24 protein-coding genes are annotated in these 15,509 nt (G+C 34.0%); 15 read left to right on the top strand and 9 right to left on the bottom strand.

All coding sequences use genetic code 11. From position 1 onward, the window contains the following. Positions 1–169: 169 nt before the first annotated feature. The 3 genes from NiCM35_RS21370 to NiCM35_RS21360 all read left to right on the top strand — a co-directional run bounded on the left by NiCM35_RS21370 (position 170) and on the right by NiCM35_RS21360 (position 1,581). Entirely contained in the window at positions 170–433 is a 264-nt protein-coding gene (locus NiCM35_RS21370; protein WP_123257620.1) for a hypothetical protein, read from the top strand. Between the two features lie 47 nt (positions 434–480). Next, entirely contained in the window at positions 481–639 is a 159-nt protein-coding gene (locus tag NiCM35_RS21365) for a hypothetical protein (protein ID WP_164463629.1), read from the top strand. A 330-nt stretch (positions 640–969) separates the two neighbouring features. Next, positions 970–1,581 (top strand): undecaprenyl-diphosphatase, encoded by a 612-nt coding sequence (locus NiCM35_RS21360; RefSeq protein ID WP_095328476.1) that lies wholly within the window; start codon positions 970–972, stop codon positions 1,579–1,581. Positions 1,582–1,728: 147 nt separating this feature from the next. Here the strand turns inward: NiCM35_RS21360 and NiCM35_RS21355 are convergent, their stop codons facing one another. Continuing rightward, positions 1,729–2,259 (bottom strand): GNAT family N-acetyltransferase, encoded by a 531-nt coding sequence (locus NiCM35_RS21355; protein WP_095328477.1) that lies wholly within the window; start codon positions 2,257–2,259, stop codon positions 1,729–1,731. Between the two features lie 151 nt (positions 2,260–2,410). Then, positions 2,411–2,605 carry a hypothetical protein gene (locus tag NiCM35_RS21350; RefSeq protein WP_172860331.1) on the bottom strand — a complete coding sequence of 65 codons (195 nt, stop codon included), beginning with the start codon at positions 2,603–2,605 and terminating at the stop codon, positions 2,411–2,413. A gap of 263 nt (positions 2,606–2,868) precedes the next feature. On the opposite strand from NiCM35_RS21350, the gene NiCM35_RS21345 reads away from it, so the two are divergent. Further along, entirely contained in the window at positions 2,869–3,009 is a 141-nt protein-coding gene (locus NiCM35_RS21345; RefSeq protein WP_163188593.1) for a hypothetical protein, read from the top strand. A gap of 99 nt (positions 3,010–3,108) precedes the next feature. On the opposite strand, the gene NiCM35_RS21340 is transcribed toward NiCM35_RS21345, so the two are convergent. Next, complete coding sequence (locus NiCM35_RS21340; protein WP_163188591.1) at positions 3,109–3,699, bottom strand: hypothetical protein; 591 nt, start codon at positions 3,697–3,699, stop codon at positions 3,109–3,111. Between the two features lie 372 nt (positions 3,700–4,071). On the opposite strand from NiCM35_RS21340, the gene NiCM35_RS21335 reads away from it, so the two are divergent. Beyond that, complete coding sequence (locus NiCM35_RS21335; protein ID WP_095328479.1) at positions 4,072–4,299, top strand: hypothetical protein; 228 nt, start codon at positions 4,072–4,074, stop codon at positions 4,297–4,299. Positions 4,300–4,378: 79 nt separating this feature from the next. On the opposite strand, the gene NiCM35_RS21330 is transcribed toward NiCM35_RS21335, so the two are convergent. Next, complete coding sequence (locus NiCM35_RS21330) at positions 4,379–4,930, bottom strand: ferritin family protein (RefSeq protein WP_123257626.1); 552 nt, start codon at positions 4,928–4,930, stop codon at positions 4,379–4,381. 201 nt (positions 4,931–5,131) lie between these two features. Here NiCM35_RS21330 and NiCM35_RS21325 point away from each other — a divergent pair, with 201 nt between their 5' ends. Further along, positions 5,132–5,353, top strand: coding sequence for a WYL domain-containing protein (locus tag NiCM35_RS21325; protein ID WP_095328480.1), 222 nt, complete (start codon positions 5,132–5,134; stop codon positions 5,351–5,353). Positions 5,354–5,758: 405 nt separating this feature from the next. After that, on the top strand, positions 5,759–6,070 hold the full coding sequence (locus tag NiCM35_RS21320; RefSeq protein ID WP_095328481.1) for a spore coat protein: 312 nt from the start codon (positions 5,759–5,761) through the stop codon (positions 6,068–6,070). A gap of 119 nt (positions 6,071–6,189) precedes the next feature. Here the strand turns inward: NiCM35_RS21320 and NiCM35_RS21315 are convergent, their stop codons facing one another. The 3 genes from NiCM35_RS21315 to NiCM35_RS21305 form a co-directional block, all read right to left on the bottom strand. Continuing rightward, positions 6,190–6,300, bottom strand: coding sequence for a YjcZ family sporulation protein (locus NiCM35_RS21315; protein WP_095328482.1), 111 nt, complete (start codon positions 6,298–6,300; stop codon positions 6,190–6,192). A gap of 209 nt (positions 6,301–6,509) precedes the next feature. Continuing rightward, positions 6,510–6,611, bottom strand: coding sequence for a YjcZ family sporulation protein (locus NiCM35_RS21310; RefSeq protein ID WP_095328483.1), 102 nt, complete (start codon positions 6,609–6,611; stop codon positions 6,510–6,512). A 197-nt stretch (positions 6,612–6,808) separates the two neighbouring features. After that, a complete protein-coding gene (locus NiCM35_RS21305) occupies positions 6,809–6,967 on the bottom strand; it encodes a hypothetical protein (RefSeq protein ID WP_164463630.1) in 159 nt (52 codons plus the stop codon). 300 nt (positions 6,968–7,267) lie between these two features. Between NiCM35_RS21305 and NiCM35_RS21300 the strand changes: the two genes are divergently transcribed. From NiCM35_RS21300 to NiCM35_RS21275, 6 genes are all read left to right on the top strand, one after another. Then, on the top strand, positions 7,268–7,849 hold the full coding sequence (locus NiCM35_RS21300; RefSeq protein WP_095328484.1) for an LOG family protein: 582 nt from the start codon (positions 7,268–7,270) through the stop codon (positions 7,847–7,849). A 43-nt stretch (positions 7,850–7,892) separates the two neighbouring features. Further along, a complete protein-coding gene (locus NiCM35_RS21295; RefSeq protein WP_123257627.1) occupies positions 7,893–8,735 on the top strand; it encodes a GNAT family N-acetyltransferase in 843 nt (280 codons plus the stop codon). A 44-nt stretch (positions 8,736–8,779) separates the two neighbouring features. Then, positions 8,780–9,304 carry a YfiT family bacillithiol transferase gene (locus NiCM35_RS21290; RefSeq protein ID WP_095328486.1) on the top strand — a complete coding sequence of 175 codons (525 nt, stop codon included), beginning with the start codon at positions 8,780–8,782 and terminating at the stop codon, positions 9,302–9,304. 581 nt (positions 9,305–9,885) lie between these two features. After that, entirely contained in the window at positions 9,886–12,213 is a 2,328-nt protein-coding gene (locus NiCM35_RS21285; RefSeq protein ID WP_433780730.1) for a xanthine dehydrogenase family protein molybdopterin-binding subunit, read from the top strand. Next, positions 12,203–13,027, top strand: coding sequence for an FAD binding domain-containing protein (locus NiCM35_RS21280; RefSeq protein WP_095328488.1), 825 nt, complete (start codon positions 12,203–12,205; stop codon positions 13,025–13,027). Before NiCM35_RS21285 ends, NiCM35_RS21280 begins: the two co-directional genes overlap by 11 nt. Beyond that, entirely contained in the window at positions 13,027–13,503 is a 477-nt protein-coding gene (locus tag NiCM35_RS21275; protein WP_163188587.1) for a (2Fe-2S)-binding protein, read from the top strand. Before NiCM35_RS21280 ends, NiCM35_RS21275 begins: the two co-directional genes overlap by 1 nt. Positions 13,504–13,552: 49 nt before the next feature. Here NiCM35_RS21275 and NiCM35_RS21270 read toward each other — a convergent pair whose 3' ends face one another. Next, positions 13,553–13,699 (bottom strand): DUF4021 domain-containing protein, encoded by a 147-nt coding sequence (locus NiCM35_RS21270; RefSeq protein ID WP_095328489.1) that lies wholly within the window; start codon positions 13,697–13,699, stop codon positions 13,553–13,555. 79 nt (positions 13,700–13,778) lie between these two features. Beyond that, positions 13,779–14,342: a CBO0543 family protein gene (locus NiCM35_RS21265; protein WP_095328490.1), complete on the bottom strand. Its 564-nt coding sequence runs from the start codon at positions 14,340–14,342 to the stop codon at positions 13,779–13,781. A 146-nt stretch (positions 14,343–14,488) separates the two neighbouring features. Here NiCM35_RS21265 and NiCM35_RS21260 point away from each other — a divergent pair, with 146 nt between their 5' ends. Together NiCM35_RS21260 and NiCM35_RS21255 are read left to right on the top strand one after the other, a co-directional pair. Further along, on the top strand, positions 14,489–14,617 hold the full coding sequence (locus NiCM35_RS21260) for a hypothetical protein (RefSeq protein WP_268877100.1): 129 nt from the start codon (positions 14,489–14,491) through the stop codon (positions 14,615–14,617). A gap of 161 nt (positions 14,618–14,778) precedes the next feature. Then, the gene (locus NiCM35_RS21255; protein WP_095328491.1) at positions 14,779–15,249 is read left to right on the top strand and encodes a YbaK/EbsC family protein; all 471 of its coding nucleotides are present in this window, start codon (positions 14,779–14,781) and stop codon (positions 15,247–15,249) included. The last annotated feature ends 260 nt before the right edge of the window (positions 15,250–15,509 follow it).

Genomic DNA, 15,509 nt, shown 5'->3' with positions numbered 1-15,509 from the left:
AAATCTATAATTTTGTGTTGATTTTTATTAAAAAGAATAAAGCAGTATATAGCAGAATTAAAGCGCATAATGAGATGAATAAAAGAGAAATAAAAAGAATAGTAACTTAATATTCCCTATTTTTATAAAACTCTGTTTGTGGTAATATTTAACAGTAGGGGGAGAAACTATGAAAAAGTTCTTTAGCATTGCTTCTTTTATTATCTTTTTTATATCTTTAACAGGTGTTATAAGATTTTTTTGGGACGCAAGTAATTTTAAAAGAGAATTCGCTATATTCTTTATGTGGGTATTACCTGTAATCGGTCTTGTTTTAGGAATAGTTGGCAAAAAAGGAATATTTAAGACTTTTGCTCTTGTTGGAAATTCTCTGATTGTTTTTGTAACAATTGTAATCCCTTATGCTTCTACCTTGTTTTGGAATGAACCTTAAAACATAAAAAGATTTTATGACGAAATATGAAAAAGAGGTGAGGTGGAATGATGGAATTAAAAACAACAGGAAGAAATAAATACGATATGATTATGGAGTTACTAGCCTTACATGTGAAACAGGCAGACCTTTTTGGAGAAGATGTCAGACCAGAAGAAATTGAAGAACTATTTAAAAAATATTCAGAAATAGTGAATAAAATTTAAAGCATAAAAAGCATCCTCAAATGGATGCTTTTTATATGCAAAAAAATTCCAGACAGGACCAAGTTATTTTTTTATTCAATTCTGCATTATTGCACCTCCTCGCAGTTTACGACATGTTGATTTAGAGAGTAAAATGCACGATTTAAAAAAGAAAAAGCTCAAATTGTCGAATTTTTGAATAATCCAGCTATAAATCAAACATTATTGTCACATTAAAATTACAGTACTGTTCGTTTATAAAGAAAAATGTTATCTATTTGGAAGGAGAAAAATCGTATTTTACTTTAAATTAAAAGTCATAGTATATCAAAAGAGAGGATTTAGATATTTATGATTTTTTCAGAGGTTAATATTCACTTATTTAGGTACATTAATGATTTAGGAAAGCAATACACCTTTTTGAATATACCAATGATACTCATTGCCGAGTATATGGTTTATTTCTTAGCTATTGCAACTTTGCTGCTCTGGTTCAGTAGCAAGAAGAAAAATAGGATGATGGTATTATGTGCCATGGTTAGTTTCCTATTTGCAGAAATTGGAGGGAAAATAGCTGGAATACTGCATTCAAATTATCAACCTTTTGAAGAGTTGTTAAATGTAAATAAATTGATTGAAAAGGCTGTGGATAATTCTTTTCCAAGCGATCATACAATTTTATTTTTTTCCATTTGTCTATCCTTTTATTTGTTTAAAAGAGGGATTTGGTTGTTTTGGGTTATTCTTGCACTTATTGTTGGGATATCGCGTATATGGGTTGGAGTACATTATCCAATGGATGTTTTCGTTGGGGCATTCATTGCGACTATGTCATCCATTTTAGTATATTTGACTTTACCAAAATTAAAGTTGACTAATCAATTTTTAGCCTATTATGAGGATTTGGAACAACGCCTTTCTAGAAAAGTTTTTTCAAAAAATAAAGGTTCAAAGGATATATAACAGTTGTTTACAGTAATAGTATGAAAAAATAATGCAAGCCTCCTTCTAAGCGGCTTTGCTTACTGGGATAAACGAAGCGTGAATAATCCTTCAAAAGCAGCGTATGATAAATCACTCCGCTTTTGAAGGAATTTGATTAATAAAAATCTAATCTGAAGCTAAAAGTGAATACAATTTGAGATCAATAAAACGATTCTTAGCCTTTTCCGCTTTTCTTAAAGTTCCTTCGTAAGTAAAAGATAACTTTTCTATAAGTCTGATTGAATTAAAGTTATCAGGTTCGATTTTAGCTTCAATCCTATTTAGGTTTAAATCAGTAAAAGCAGATTGAATTAAGCATGAAATTGCTTCTTTTGCATATCCTTGTCCCCAATGGAGTTTGCTTAATTCATATCCTATTTCCGCTTTCGCATTGTCAAAATCAATAAAATTAAAGCCACAAGAACCGATAATTTGGTTCGATTCCCGCTCAATGATGGCGTAGCGAATGGCTTTATCTTCCTTTGCTAGCTCATCTAAGAAAAAAATCATTTCTTTAGCTTGACTTTCCTCTGTGAAACTGTCGATATTCATAAATTTTGTCACTTCTGGATCCGACCAAATCGGAAATAAACTAGTTGAATCTGAGTCTCTCATTTTTCTTAATAATAGTCTTGTAGTGTGTAATTCTGTAATCAATATTTTCCCTCCATTTTATAAGTTTAGTTTGGGGTTATATATTGATATCTGTGCATAATTCAGTCCCTTCGTATTGATCTTTTTTTATTATAACAAGACTGTTATGAGAAAGAAATAAAACTAACCAAAATGCGATTAACAACCACTATATTTATGAAAGAAGTCCAATAGTATTGGAAAATGGTAAGAGGTTAATGAGGGGGGATGACATGATTAACAGCTGATAATAAAAAATGATACTTCTTTTTAAAGTAAGTACCATTCGTCTTTTTGATAATTTGAGTTTAACTGCAGAAAAGTATGCAGTCATTAAGTGATCATTACTTAATTTTCTTAATGAATCCACCGTTGCAATCTCCTTTGATTGTTAATTAATGTATATTTACCTGAATTTGAGCAATATAAACTAACTATAGGGAAAATTAAGAAATCTATATTTAAACAAAGGCAGTACTGCTGCTTTCTTATTTTTTATGGTTTTCTTTATAGAAAAATTATTAATGGCACAATCATTTGTTTCACCATTTTCATACTATATATGGAAAGGACAAGCAATTAATAAATCCTTTGATTGCTTGGAGGTATTCTTTTAATAAAGGGGTGAAATTTATGCCATTTACAATTTTCGGTTTTGATTTAACTGTTACTATTTTAAATATTCCTTTTAATGCAGAATATAGTATTACTATTGGTAAAGAGCACAAAGGGAAACATCATCATGATCATCATCATCTTCCTGTAAAAGCATAATTATAATGGTTTAAGAAGGCTATAAATATGATCTATTTATAGCCTTTCCCATGCATGCCTAGAAGAGTAACGATGAGAAGTAATCACTAAAGCAGCGGATTAGTCCGCTGTTTCATTTGGTACTAAATTTAAAAAACGGGCAAATCCAAGAAGCATATATTGTCGTTTACTATACATATCATCTATTAGTTTACAAAAGTTTTTATAAGCGAATTCGTCTTTAGCTTTTTTGCGTTTTTCTCCAAGACTTTGCAATGATTTACTAAGCTTTTCTGCTTCGAAACGGTATGTTTTTTCCTTCTGTTCATATTCCTCGATTTTTGCTTTGATATTTTCCGGGATATAGGTTTCTGGAATAAGGAGCGAAACCATTGCTTTTATTTTTGGTATCTCCAGTTGATTTGCTAAATAGGTACGGTGATTCCCGTCTGTTGCAACTGTATATTTCCCATTAGGAAGCCTATATAAATGTAAATCGACGGGACATTCATCATGCCAGCCCTTTTGTTCAAGTGAATTTCGAAGTTCTTTCATTTTATCGCTGTTCTTTACTTGATTAACTGGTGTAGAAAGGCCGATGATGTCATTTGGAGATACAGATATGACACCATAATCAACTGTAACAAAAGGTTTATAAGTCTTCACTATTTGATCAAAGAGCATCCATCGTTTTCTAAATAATTTAATCAATGGAAACACCTCCTAATTAAAGCTATTTTAATTACAGGTAGTCTCATGACAACTAAATGATAATAATTATTTCAGACTATAGACAAACCTGTAAATAGGAGTTAATAGGAGTTTAGTAATCCATCATTTTAAAAAAAACGATTACGTATCAGAAAATTCGTTTAGTTAAATGGTATAATAAGTTAGATAGATAATAAGTAAAGAGGAAGAAATAAGAAATTATATAATTATATATGTAAACGGATTCATACAAAAAGAGAAACGATTATTTTTTTCTTTGTCAAGTTCTCATGAAAAACAGTAATAAATCGTTATATCTATCATATAGTACGAGTGTAATCATAGAAAAAGTGGAGGTGCCATTTTACTAATATGAGTGGATTAGTGTTTTTTCAATTGCTTGCCGCGTTATTAGTAGCATTTATATTTTCGTTTTTACCTATCTTAATTTTTTTTATAGTTGTCCTATTTTCAAAATTGAAAGGGTTTACTTTGTCTGGGAAGTTTACAAATAGCTATTTGTTAATCGGCACACTCTTTAGCTTAGTTGTTTTGTTCTCATTTAGTATTCCGACTGTCTTACATTATATTGGAAAATAAGCTGAATTTAAGAAAGATAGCTCCCTATGACTGAAGAATAACTTCTCCGGGGAGCTTATTAATTATAGATTAACCTCTTTTATTTCATAAAATATAAAAACCAAACGGCATGATTTTGCTCATCATGCGCGGCTCTTAAAAAAGCTTCTTTTACTTGATGGTTCGTTGTATTATAGGCGATTTCTAAATACATATCGACAGTCTCTTGTTCATCAAGAAAGGCAGCATCGATTCCTTTTCGATAATTAGTTGGACATTTTTCTTTCATTATTGGTGTGTGTTTTTTTCCTGTTAATTGAGTATATAAATTGGAAAAAGTATTATAATGTCTAATTTCATCTTTTCGAATTTCTGTTATGACTGTTTGTTCCTTTTTCGAAGGAGCGATATTTTTTAGGGTATGATAACAAGAAATGGCTGCATATTCTCCATTAATTGCTTTTGTAATTTGTGAAAGTAAATGGTTCTTTCGGATAGAAGTTTGATTAGGTTGCCTATAAAGACTGTAGGAATATGATGGTAGATTAAAAGGTGTAAAATATTTTTGATGAGGAGAATTGGATAGTTGGCTCCATTGGCTATGAGAGGAAAATGGATATCCTTCGAGCCTATGCGGTATAGCTAGGTTCATCTTAAAACTCCTTTGTTTTTGCTTTATCTTATTCTTAGTTCTGTGGAAAGTTGGTTGTCTTTATTAAAATGGGTGTCTAACAGCAAAGATAAAAAAATCTCCCCGAAAGAGTAAAAAGTTTTTAGGATAGAACATTAGTTCGCAAATGACTTGAATAAGAACGAATGTTCTTGTATAATGAAAAAGAAGGAGGAGTTAACGATGGTAAAGCAATTAGAAAAAGCATGGAAAGAAAAAAGACCAATTGAGATTATCTATGTAAAAAAGGATAATACTGTCTCCCAGCGTACAATACTGGTGTATGGAGTCACAGACATATACATAATGGCCTATTGTCTAAAAAAGAAGCAGCCACGCATTTTCAAGTTGGGTTCCATCTTAGCAGCCTCCTTTGTAAAAAAGAGACATCCATTGTATGCTTAGAAGCTTTTTCCTGAGGAGATAGCTTTTTATTTTTGAACAGATAAGATTGAATGTTGTTGCAGATGAATGGGAGCCAGTATAGATATTTCAGACTTGTAGGGTTCTTTCTAAAAAAGGGGAATCTATCATATTAGATTGTGAATCTATAAGCTTTTGTTCTAATTAGTGAATCATTAGCTGTAGATCGTTTGCTGGTATTATAAAATGCTCCGATTTCCTTGTGTTTAGCTTTATTAAAATCATCTATATTTACTAGACATATTATCCGCGTTTCTATTAATAGACTTTTCTCTTAGTAGTTCTGCATATTTTGACAAAGAATAGTATAAAAGCTCGGACAAGCATTGTTTCCTTACATAATATATATTGTAAGTGAAATTCAAAATTTGAAAGGAGCGAAAGAGAATGGGTCGTCATAATAATAATGTAGGTGGTTCAGGTAATAACAAACATTGCAATAAATGTTCTAATCGTGTTTCCCCAGTAGAAGATATCATCCATCCAACTAAAACAGTTGTTCGTACAACAACAAATGAACGCAGAATCCGTAATATTCATCCAACAGAAATCATCAATGTAAACAGAACTGTAGTTCGTAATGAAAACTTTTTCCCTGTAACAGAAAGACAAGTAAACGAAACAGTAGTGGAAGATTTTGATTGTGGAGCTGACATTAATAACTCAAATAACTGTAGACCAAGAAGAAGATTCTTCTAATGCAAGTAGGAAAGGGCACCTGTTTAAATATATATAGGTGCCCTTTTTTGTATAAGCGAGGATCTGTATTCAAAAAAGGACAAAAAAAGAAAGCACAAACCGTGCTTTCTTTTTACGGATTAATAACTTCCTAAATAGGAAGCCCCAATGATAATTAATAAAATGAACAATACAACTATTAAAGCGAAGTTACTACTGTAACCGCCGCCACCGCCATAACAATCTGACATGTGTGCCACCTCCTTCTACTAGTTACAATATATCCTATGTAAACAAGTAGAAGAGTGAATGGACAAGAATCCCATAGGTAGAACAAAAGGCTTTTTCATTAAAGGCTTACAACTAATAAATAATAGACTAGATATACTAAAAACGAAAAAAGCCTCAAGAACAATCACATATATGATTGTTCTTGAGACCTTAGTAATCTTTACATGAATTAATAACCGCCTACATAAGATGCACCGATGATAATTAATAAAATAAATAATACGACGATTAAAGCAAAGTTACTTCCAAATCCGCCTCCATATTCAGACATATCAGTCACCTCCACCTATAGATTTACTATATGATATGAAAGTGACCGACTATGGTGTGGACAAGTTCATCAAAAATTGTTAAATATGTAAAATGGTCAATAATCTAAAAAAGGAGTTGATCTAGGGAAAAATAACTGGATAGCGCTTACTTTTATATCTGAAAAGAAAAGTGTTCCATTTTATCAAAAAAATAAACCTATTGTGTGCAGACATCTTCTAATTGTGTAAGCTGAGAATTATGTACGAGTTCTACCTTAAAAACATTATAAATATCCCTAATTTCACAGTAACCTGTATCATAGCAAAATAAAACTTTGAACACTCTGCCTTTATACAAAACCTTCCCTTCTTCCATTATAAACCTCCTTGATATTAGGTGTACTTAGAGATGATTTCTTGTTTCAATTACCCAATCTTGAAATAATATAAACCTATTTTTTATTATTTTTTTTTGAAAAATAGGTTCCCGTTTTCTTATGTGCTATGAATCTTAGGAAAATCATAAAAATATAATAGGGAATTAGTGAAAATAAGACTTCTTTTAAGCCGTTAATCCAGTTAGAATAATAGGAAGGAGAAAATTTTTCCATTTCAACATTGTTGAACACAGGTTGGTAAATAGAAAGTGTACTATTCTTAAAATGGAGGGATCAAGGTGAAAAAAATTGCTGTGTTCTGTGGTTCAAGTACAGGTGCTTCGCCAATCTATACGGAGGAAGCAATTGCGTTAGGGAAGGAATTAGCAAGAAGAAATTTAGAACTTGTATATGGTGGATCATGCGTAGGTTTAATGGGAGCCATTGCAGACAGTGTGGTGGAAGCTGGTGGTAAAGTAATTGGTGTGCTTCCAGACTTTTTGCAAGAAAAAGAGATAGCACATCCAGCTTTAAGTGAGTTAATTATTGTTAAGTCCATGCATGAACGAAAAGCAAAAATGACTGAGCTTGCAGATGGCTTTATTACTCTTCCTGGCGGTGCAGGAACGATGGAAGAATTTTTTGAGATATTTACTTGGGCACAGCTTGGATTACATAAAAAACCTTTAGGAATTTTGAATATTAATCATTATTACGATCCTCTTGTGGGATTAATTAATCATATGGCGGATGCGGAATTTTTACAAGAGCAATACCGTTCCATTGCGATAGTAGATTCTAATCCAAAACAATTACTTGATCAATTCACTACTTATACCCCGCCAGCCATTAAAACGTTCATTGAAGTAAGTCAATCGTAATTTTTTAACCTTTAAATTTATTCATGATAGGAGTAGAACAGCTATGTATCTAGTACAGAAGTTTTATGATTTAGAAGATTTCAAGAACGTGATGATTCCTCATTTAGAGAAAGATGAAGCGGTAAATGGATTGCCTCTTGGAATTTTAATGAACGCTAATCAAGATGTAAAGCCACCTGTAATGGCTGGCTTATATGATAATGAACAACCTGTTCTCATGTTATTGCAAACACATCCAAAACAAATCATCGTCGCAGTATTTGAGAGGATTTTGCCTAATGATTTACCACTTATTAGCAAGTTGGTACATGAAAGTATCACGGATATTCCTGGTTTAATTGGAGAGAAAGCAATTGTAGAAGAACTTGCCATTCATATTGCCTCATTACGCAACTTAAAAGTTGTTCTTGGCATGGATCAACGTATTTATCAATTGAAGGAATTAAAGAAAAAGGCAGATCATACTGGTATTTTTAGATGGGCGAATAAAAGCGATCAGGCCATCACCCAGCAATGGGTTTATGATTTCGCAGTTTCAATCAATGAGCCTATGGAAATGGACCAAGCTGCTAAACGGGCAGAAGAACTGATTGATAGTAATCGGCTAGCGTTCTGGGAAGTAAATAATCAGGTAGTCAGCATGGCTAATGCAAGCAGACCGACGAAAAATAATATAACGATAAATTTTGTTTATACACCAAAGGAATTCCGAAAAAGAGGGTATGCATCAAATTGTGTTGCAGAGCTTACACAACGATTATTATCCTCTGGATTTTCCTCTACGAGTCTTTATACGGATATAACAAATCCTACGTCCAATAAGATTTACATGGAAATTGGATATGAGCCAAAGATCGATTCTATCTTATTATTTTTGGAGAAATGAAGCTCTTTTCAAAATTACAACGTCAATAAGGAGGAATAAAAAATATGGATGAAAAATATCCAATTGGATTATTTGAATGGCAAAGCGAAATTACCGAAGAAGTCTTACAACAGTGGCTTGCTGAATTGGAGGAATATCCTGATAAACTAGCAAAAGCAGTTGTGTCTTTAAATGAAGAACAGTTAGATACTCCATATCGGGATGGCGGCTGGACAATTCGTCAAGTGGTGCACCATGTAGCAGATAGCCATATGAATGCCTATATCAGAACAAAATTAACTTTAACAGAAAAAGAGCCGACGATTAAGCCGTATGAAGAAGCACAATGGGCAGAGCTCGCCGATTCTGCACTGCCTCTTTCTGTCTCGCTCCAATTGCTTACTTCACTTCATGAAAGATGGACGTATTTACTCCGCTCCATTCTCTTTACTGATGATAGAAAAAAAGAATTTTTACATCCTGAAAATGGTAAGCAGTCGATTGAATTATTAATGGGAACGTATGCCTGGCATGGTCGGCACCATCTTGCTCACATTATCAATTTATGTAAAAAGATGGGGTGGGATTAAGAAGATAGTAGGAAAGCTCTTTCTCAGTAAACAAGGGATTATTTGAATCTGAATAGTTTTCCGAAAAGGACAATTTAATTTCGTCTCTGTGCTTAAATAGATTTCGAGAAGATAATGAAGGTTTGAACCGGAGCCGGAATACAGAAGGATTGGGTTAGTCGCGATTACTTTATGATTGCAGGCTCTCCAGTCTTGTTGCGCTGTTTTTTTTATGTGTATTCCGGTTACTCCGTTTAATCCTTTCATTTATAATGGAATTCTCCTCAGAATAAAAAAGTAATGGATTGTATTGTTCTAGCTACTTAATTATTATATAGTAGCCATTACCTCATTAACCTTTACAAAATTTATAGACTGTTCTTTTTTGTTTATTTTCTTCATTAGACAATGAGAATGGTTAACGGATTTTCCTCAACCATTCATAAAATTTCCTTTTTTTTGCTTACACCACCTATATTTTTGAAAATATCCTCATATACATATAGAGATTTGTTTATTATTGACCAAGTTTTTTTATAATTGAATAATCTCATAAAATCCATTCTAGAATAATCTCGAGGAATAGAAGGAGGAGGGGCACAGTGACGTATATTGGAAAAAGTGTTTTTCGAAAAGAATCCCTCGAAAAAGTGACAGGGAGAGCAAGGTATACGGCTGATTATCTCGCTAGTGATGCTCTACATGTGGAAATGGTGAAAAGCTCTTATGCTCATGCAAATATTCGCTCCATTGAAATAGAAGAAGCACAAAGGCTAGATGGCGTACGAGCAATAATTCTCGGAGATAATCTTCCTCTAATTGGGGAGGAAGTAATTGATCGACCGGCCCTTGCAGTTAATAAAGTTCGTTATTATGGGGAAGTAATTGCGCTTGTTGTAGCGGAAACCATTCCTATTGCCAAAAAGGCAGCACAGCTTATTCGCATTGAATACGACCCTCTACCTATTGTAAATTCACCGCTTCAAGGTCTTGAAGAAAACGCACCTCTTCTTCATGAAAATATGCTTGATTATACAAAAGACGAAGGAATATACCCTGTAGAAGGAACAAATATTATTAATCATACTAAGATCAGAAAAGGGGATATTCAGGCAGGTTTGCAAGAAGGGGAAGTCAAAATAGAATCTCATTTTTCCATTCCTTTATCCGATCATGCCGCAATGGAGACAAGAGCAGCTCTTTGTGAAATTACCGAAAGCGGGATTGTTCGAATTGTAACCAGCTCTCAAGCCCCTTATATGGTGAAAAAAATTATCAGCAGGGATTTCAAGGTGGAAACAGGGAAGGTTGTGGTGGAAACCCCCTTTGTTGGTGGTGGCTATGGTGGCAAGGCATCTGTACAGCTTGAAATTTTTGCTTTTATTGCATCAAGAGCAGTCGGCGGGCGAAAAGTTCGTTTATTTAATACAAGAGAAGAAGATATTGCGGTTTCGCCAGTACATATCGGTTTAGAAGCAACCATTCAGCTCGCTTGCACAGAGGACGGAAAAATAACAGCTGCAAAACTGAAATACGTATTTGATGGGGGCGCATATGCCGATAAATCTCCACATCTTAGTACAGCTGGAGCGGTTGATTGTACAGGACCTTATAAAATAGAGAATGTTTGGTGTGATGCTTTATGTATATATACCAATCATCCATATCCTGCTCCATATAGGGGCTTCAGTCATGGAGAGGTACATTTTGCTTTTGAAAGAGCAATGGATATGCTGGCAAAAAAAGTGAGAATGGATCCTCTTCGGTTTCGCAGTATAAATGTAATCCGTCCTGGTGATACCACACCAACACAAGTGTTGTTAACAAGCAGTAAAGTTGGAAATGTTGAAAAATGCATTGATCGATTACATGAAATGATGGAATGGGAAAAAGGACAATTAGAAGAAATTTCTCCTAATAAAGTACGCGTAAAAGGAATCGCATGCAGCTGGAAAAATTCAACTATTGGTCCTGGTGTCAGTTCGGGTGCCGTTATTACCTTTAACTCCGATGGGAGCATCAATCTTATGTCAGGCTTAGTGGAAATAGGTACGGGAACAAAAACGGTCTTGGCACAAATTTTAGCAGAGAAGATGCAAATGAAGGTGGAGAGAATTCATGTAAGAATGACGGTGGATACACAAACAGAACCAGAGCATTGGAAGACAGTAGCAAGCAGGGGTACGTTAATGGCCGGTAGAGCAGTAATGGCTGCAGCAGATGATGCCATTCGCCAACTGAAAAAAATGGGAGCAATCGTATTAAGGGCTTCAGAAGATGACATAGAGGTTGCTAATGAAACGGTATATTTACGAGATAATCCGCAAAAATTAGTGCCTTTTAAAGATATTGTTTATGGTTACACCTTTCCCAATGGCAATTCTATTGGTGGGCAAATTATTGCAAATGGAAGCTATACACTTACTGGATTAACGAAATTAGACCCTGAAACTGGTGCAGGGAATCCTGGTCCTGAATGGGCAGTCGCAGCACAAGGAGTCGAAATAGAGATAGACATAAAAACATTTCGCTACAAAATCCTTAAAGCAATAACCGTTGTAGATATTGGCGAGGTATTGAACTACAAAGGAGTACTGGGACAAATTAAAGGGGCCATGAGCATGGGCATTGCTTGGGCTGGAAGGGAAGCCTTTTATTTTGATGAGAATGGGAGGATTCTTAATCTGCAATTACGAACCTATCGGCCTCTAAGGTTTGGCGAACATCCTAAATATGAGGTAGCAATAATAAAAACACCTCATTTAGAAGCGCCGTTTGGAGCAAGAGGAGCAGGCGAACATGGTTTGATCGGTATTCCTGCAGCAATAGCAAATGCACTTTCAAAAGCAGTTAATCATGAATTAGTCCGGCTGCCTTTGACTCCAGAATCCATCTGGCGGCAGACAAAGGAGGAAGTACATGGACTTTGAATTTAAGAAGACATCTACTATCGGTCAAGCATTTGCACAGTTTGCCAAAACAAAGACGGAAAAACGACAACCTGCTTATTATGCTGGTGGCACAGAAATCCTCACATTACAAAGAGTTCAACAGTTAAACATTGATGTAGCCATTGATATTAAAGATATTCCAGCTTGCCTTGTTCATCAGCTGACAGAAGACTATCTTGTTTATGGTTCCTGTCTCACTCTAACTGAAATAGAGGAACATAATCATTTTCCATTACTAACAGATGTCTGCAAAGAAATTGCCGATCGTACTGCGAGAAATAAAATAACAGTTGGTGGTAATATTTGCGGTGCTATTTTTTATCGAGAGGCTGTTTTACCTTTTCTTTTGACAGACAGCATTCTTGTGCTTGCTGGCAAAAATGGATTGAGAACAGAATATATTCATGATGTTTTCCATCAGCAATTACAGCTTCCAGATGGAGAATTATTTGTGCAGGCATTTATTGAAAAAAGGTACATAACTTGTGCGTACATTGCCATTAAAGTGAGGCAGCAATGGGAAACCGGTTATCCGTTAATTACCATTGCTGCATTAGAAATAGATGGTGAAATGCGAATGGCCTTTAGTGGTTTATGCCCTTATCCGTTCCGTTCCCTCATATTAGAAAATATAATCAATAATCGAGTGCTCAGTCGGCAAGAACGAATCAATCAAATCGTAAATCAATTACCTGGGCCCATTTTAAATGATGTCGAGGGATCAGATGAATACCGTATATTTGTGCTTACAGATCTTTTAGAAAAAGTAATAGCACGACTGGAGGGAGATTAATGGTCGAAAAAGAACCTAATTTGCTGACGATGAAGTTACGTGTCAACGGGGAAAATCATTTAGTAGTCATTCCTCCATATCAAACCCTACTAGCAGTATTAAGGGAAGATTTATTTTTAACAGGATCTAAGCCTGGCTGTTTCAATGGAGATTGTGGCGCATGTACCATTATGGTTGATCAAATGGCGATGAAATCGTGTTTAATGCTTGCAATAGAAGCTGTTGGAAAGGAAGTAATAACTATAGAAGGATTAGAGAATAGTCCTCTTCAACAAACATTTATCGAGGAATTTGCTTTCCAATGTGGGTATTGTACATCTGGGTTTATTATGAACGGCCATGCATTGCTTCTAAATGAAGAGAATCCTGATAAAGAAAAAATAAAAGAATGGCTAGAATCGAATATATGTCGCTGTACAAGTTATGAAGAGATCGAAACAGCGATGTTAAAAGCGATAGAAAGAAAAAAAATATAAGATTAAATGCCCCTGTAGTCTAATATGTATGCTGCAGGGGCTTTTTTAGTTATTGCTTTAATTGACTATTTGAGTTATGACGCACATCTTCTTCTTTTGTTTCCGCCATGCCGTATAAACCATTCATTTCTTGTTCATCTTCATCTAGACCTAATCGATCTTGAAAGTTCGCATTTTTTACATTAGGATCTTTCATCTTTGTTCCCTCCTTTTTAAGTTATTACTTTCGTTAGTTTGTGAAAAAATGAAAATTATATGTGATATAAAAGAAAAGGTTAATTAGGAAGTGCCTTTTTTATCTTTTCAAAAATACTTTTTAAGATAACGCCTAGTATGATAAAACCAATAAAAGATCTTGTATGGGACCAATACTCGCCTAATATAAACATTTTTCGAAGCATAAATAATGGTTCAATAATATAAGAGAATAGAATCGACCAACCTAATGTCGCTAACATAAAGTGTTTCCAATTTGTAAAATATTGATAGACAATCATAGCCGTTATCGGAATAATGACCAAATTAGCAGGAATGAGAGGACTGATAATGGGGATAATTTTGTCTGGATAGCTCCATAGCATAAACTCAGTACCAATAACATCAAGGATCATGCAAAAAGTGGCACACACCATCCCATAAGAAAAAATTTCAAAAAAACGATTTTTATCTACAAGTTTCCACCAAATAAAATAAGGAATAATGGTTGCGAGAAATAGAATCCACCAGTTCGTCGACAAAAAGTCATGCTGCAGCCAATGATCGATGGAAAGTTGAGTTAATTTTTCTTTTTCTTGTTCGATTTCAATATTGCTAGGATAGTGTAAGATAAAACTTAACATGTATGTCACCACTTTTTATCCTTGATTTGAAGAAGATTTTATAAAATTAGTATGAGTGGATTAAAAAATTATTATTAGTATTAATTTATGTATACATAAATTTACCAATAAAGAGGATATTAATAGTTATAAAGGTGGGACAACAAATGAAAAAAAAGTGGAAAAAATACAAAGTTTATATTATTGGCTTATTTTATATCCTCTTTATTAATGCGTTAATTGCAGCAAGCTATATTATTGGGTTTAAGGAATTCAAAAAACTAATTACTTTCTAAACCAATTGTCTATATTGTGTCTACACAATATAGAAAGTGTCCTTTGTTAGTTAGAGGACACTTTTTTTTAGGCGTAATGGAGTGCAGGAAAAAGTATTTGAGCTGAGATCTGTTAAGTGATATATTTAAAATATTATGAAAATTCTAAAGGGGGTCCGTCATTGTCGTTAGAAAATGTACAAGCATATCTAAGTAAATGGAATAAAGAGAAAGATATACGACTATTTACAACTTCTAGTGCAACGGTTTTGGAGGCAGCTGAAACTTTAGGGGTAGAACCACAAAGGATAGCGAAGACATTGTCATTTCGTAAGGATAATAATGCGATATTAATTGTTACAGCAGGTGATGCTAAAATTGATAATAAAAAATTCAAACAAGCTTTTTCGGAAAAACCAAGGATGCTTTCACCAGAAGAAGTTTTAGAGAAAACTGGTCATGCTATAGGCGGTGTTTGTCCTTTTGGATTAACGGAAGATTTACCTGTCTACATGGATGAATCATTGAAGCGATTTAATACGGTCTTTCCGGCTTGCGGCAGTAGCAATTCAGCTATTGAATTAACCAATGAAGAACTTTATATATACGGAAATGTAGAGGAATGGGTGGATGTATGTAAGGGTTGGGAGTGATACAAAAAAGAAATTGTTTGAGCATTAATTAGAAAAATAATCATCAGCTCTTTTTTTATATTAGCCAAATAGGTAATTGTGCAATATATATATAGGAACTTATGGACTTTATTAATATGAGAATAATTTAGTAGCTTTAAAGGGGACTGCATCGTGAGAGAAGCTTATCACTATGTGATAAGCTTCTCTCAGACTGTCGACAAACTCCTAATTCGGTAATTAGGAGTTTGTCTTAGTTTATACATATACATTCTTTTAAA

It is taken from the genome of Niallia sp. M35 (assembly GCF_050971705.1).
Lineage (GTDB): Bacteria > Bacillota > Bacilli > Bacillales > Cytobacillaceae > Niallia > Niallia circulans_A.
Note: the sequence above shows the minus strand (reverse complement) of the source record. Positions and strands in the feature narration are given on the sequence as shown.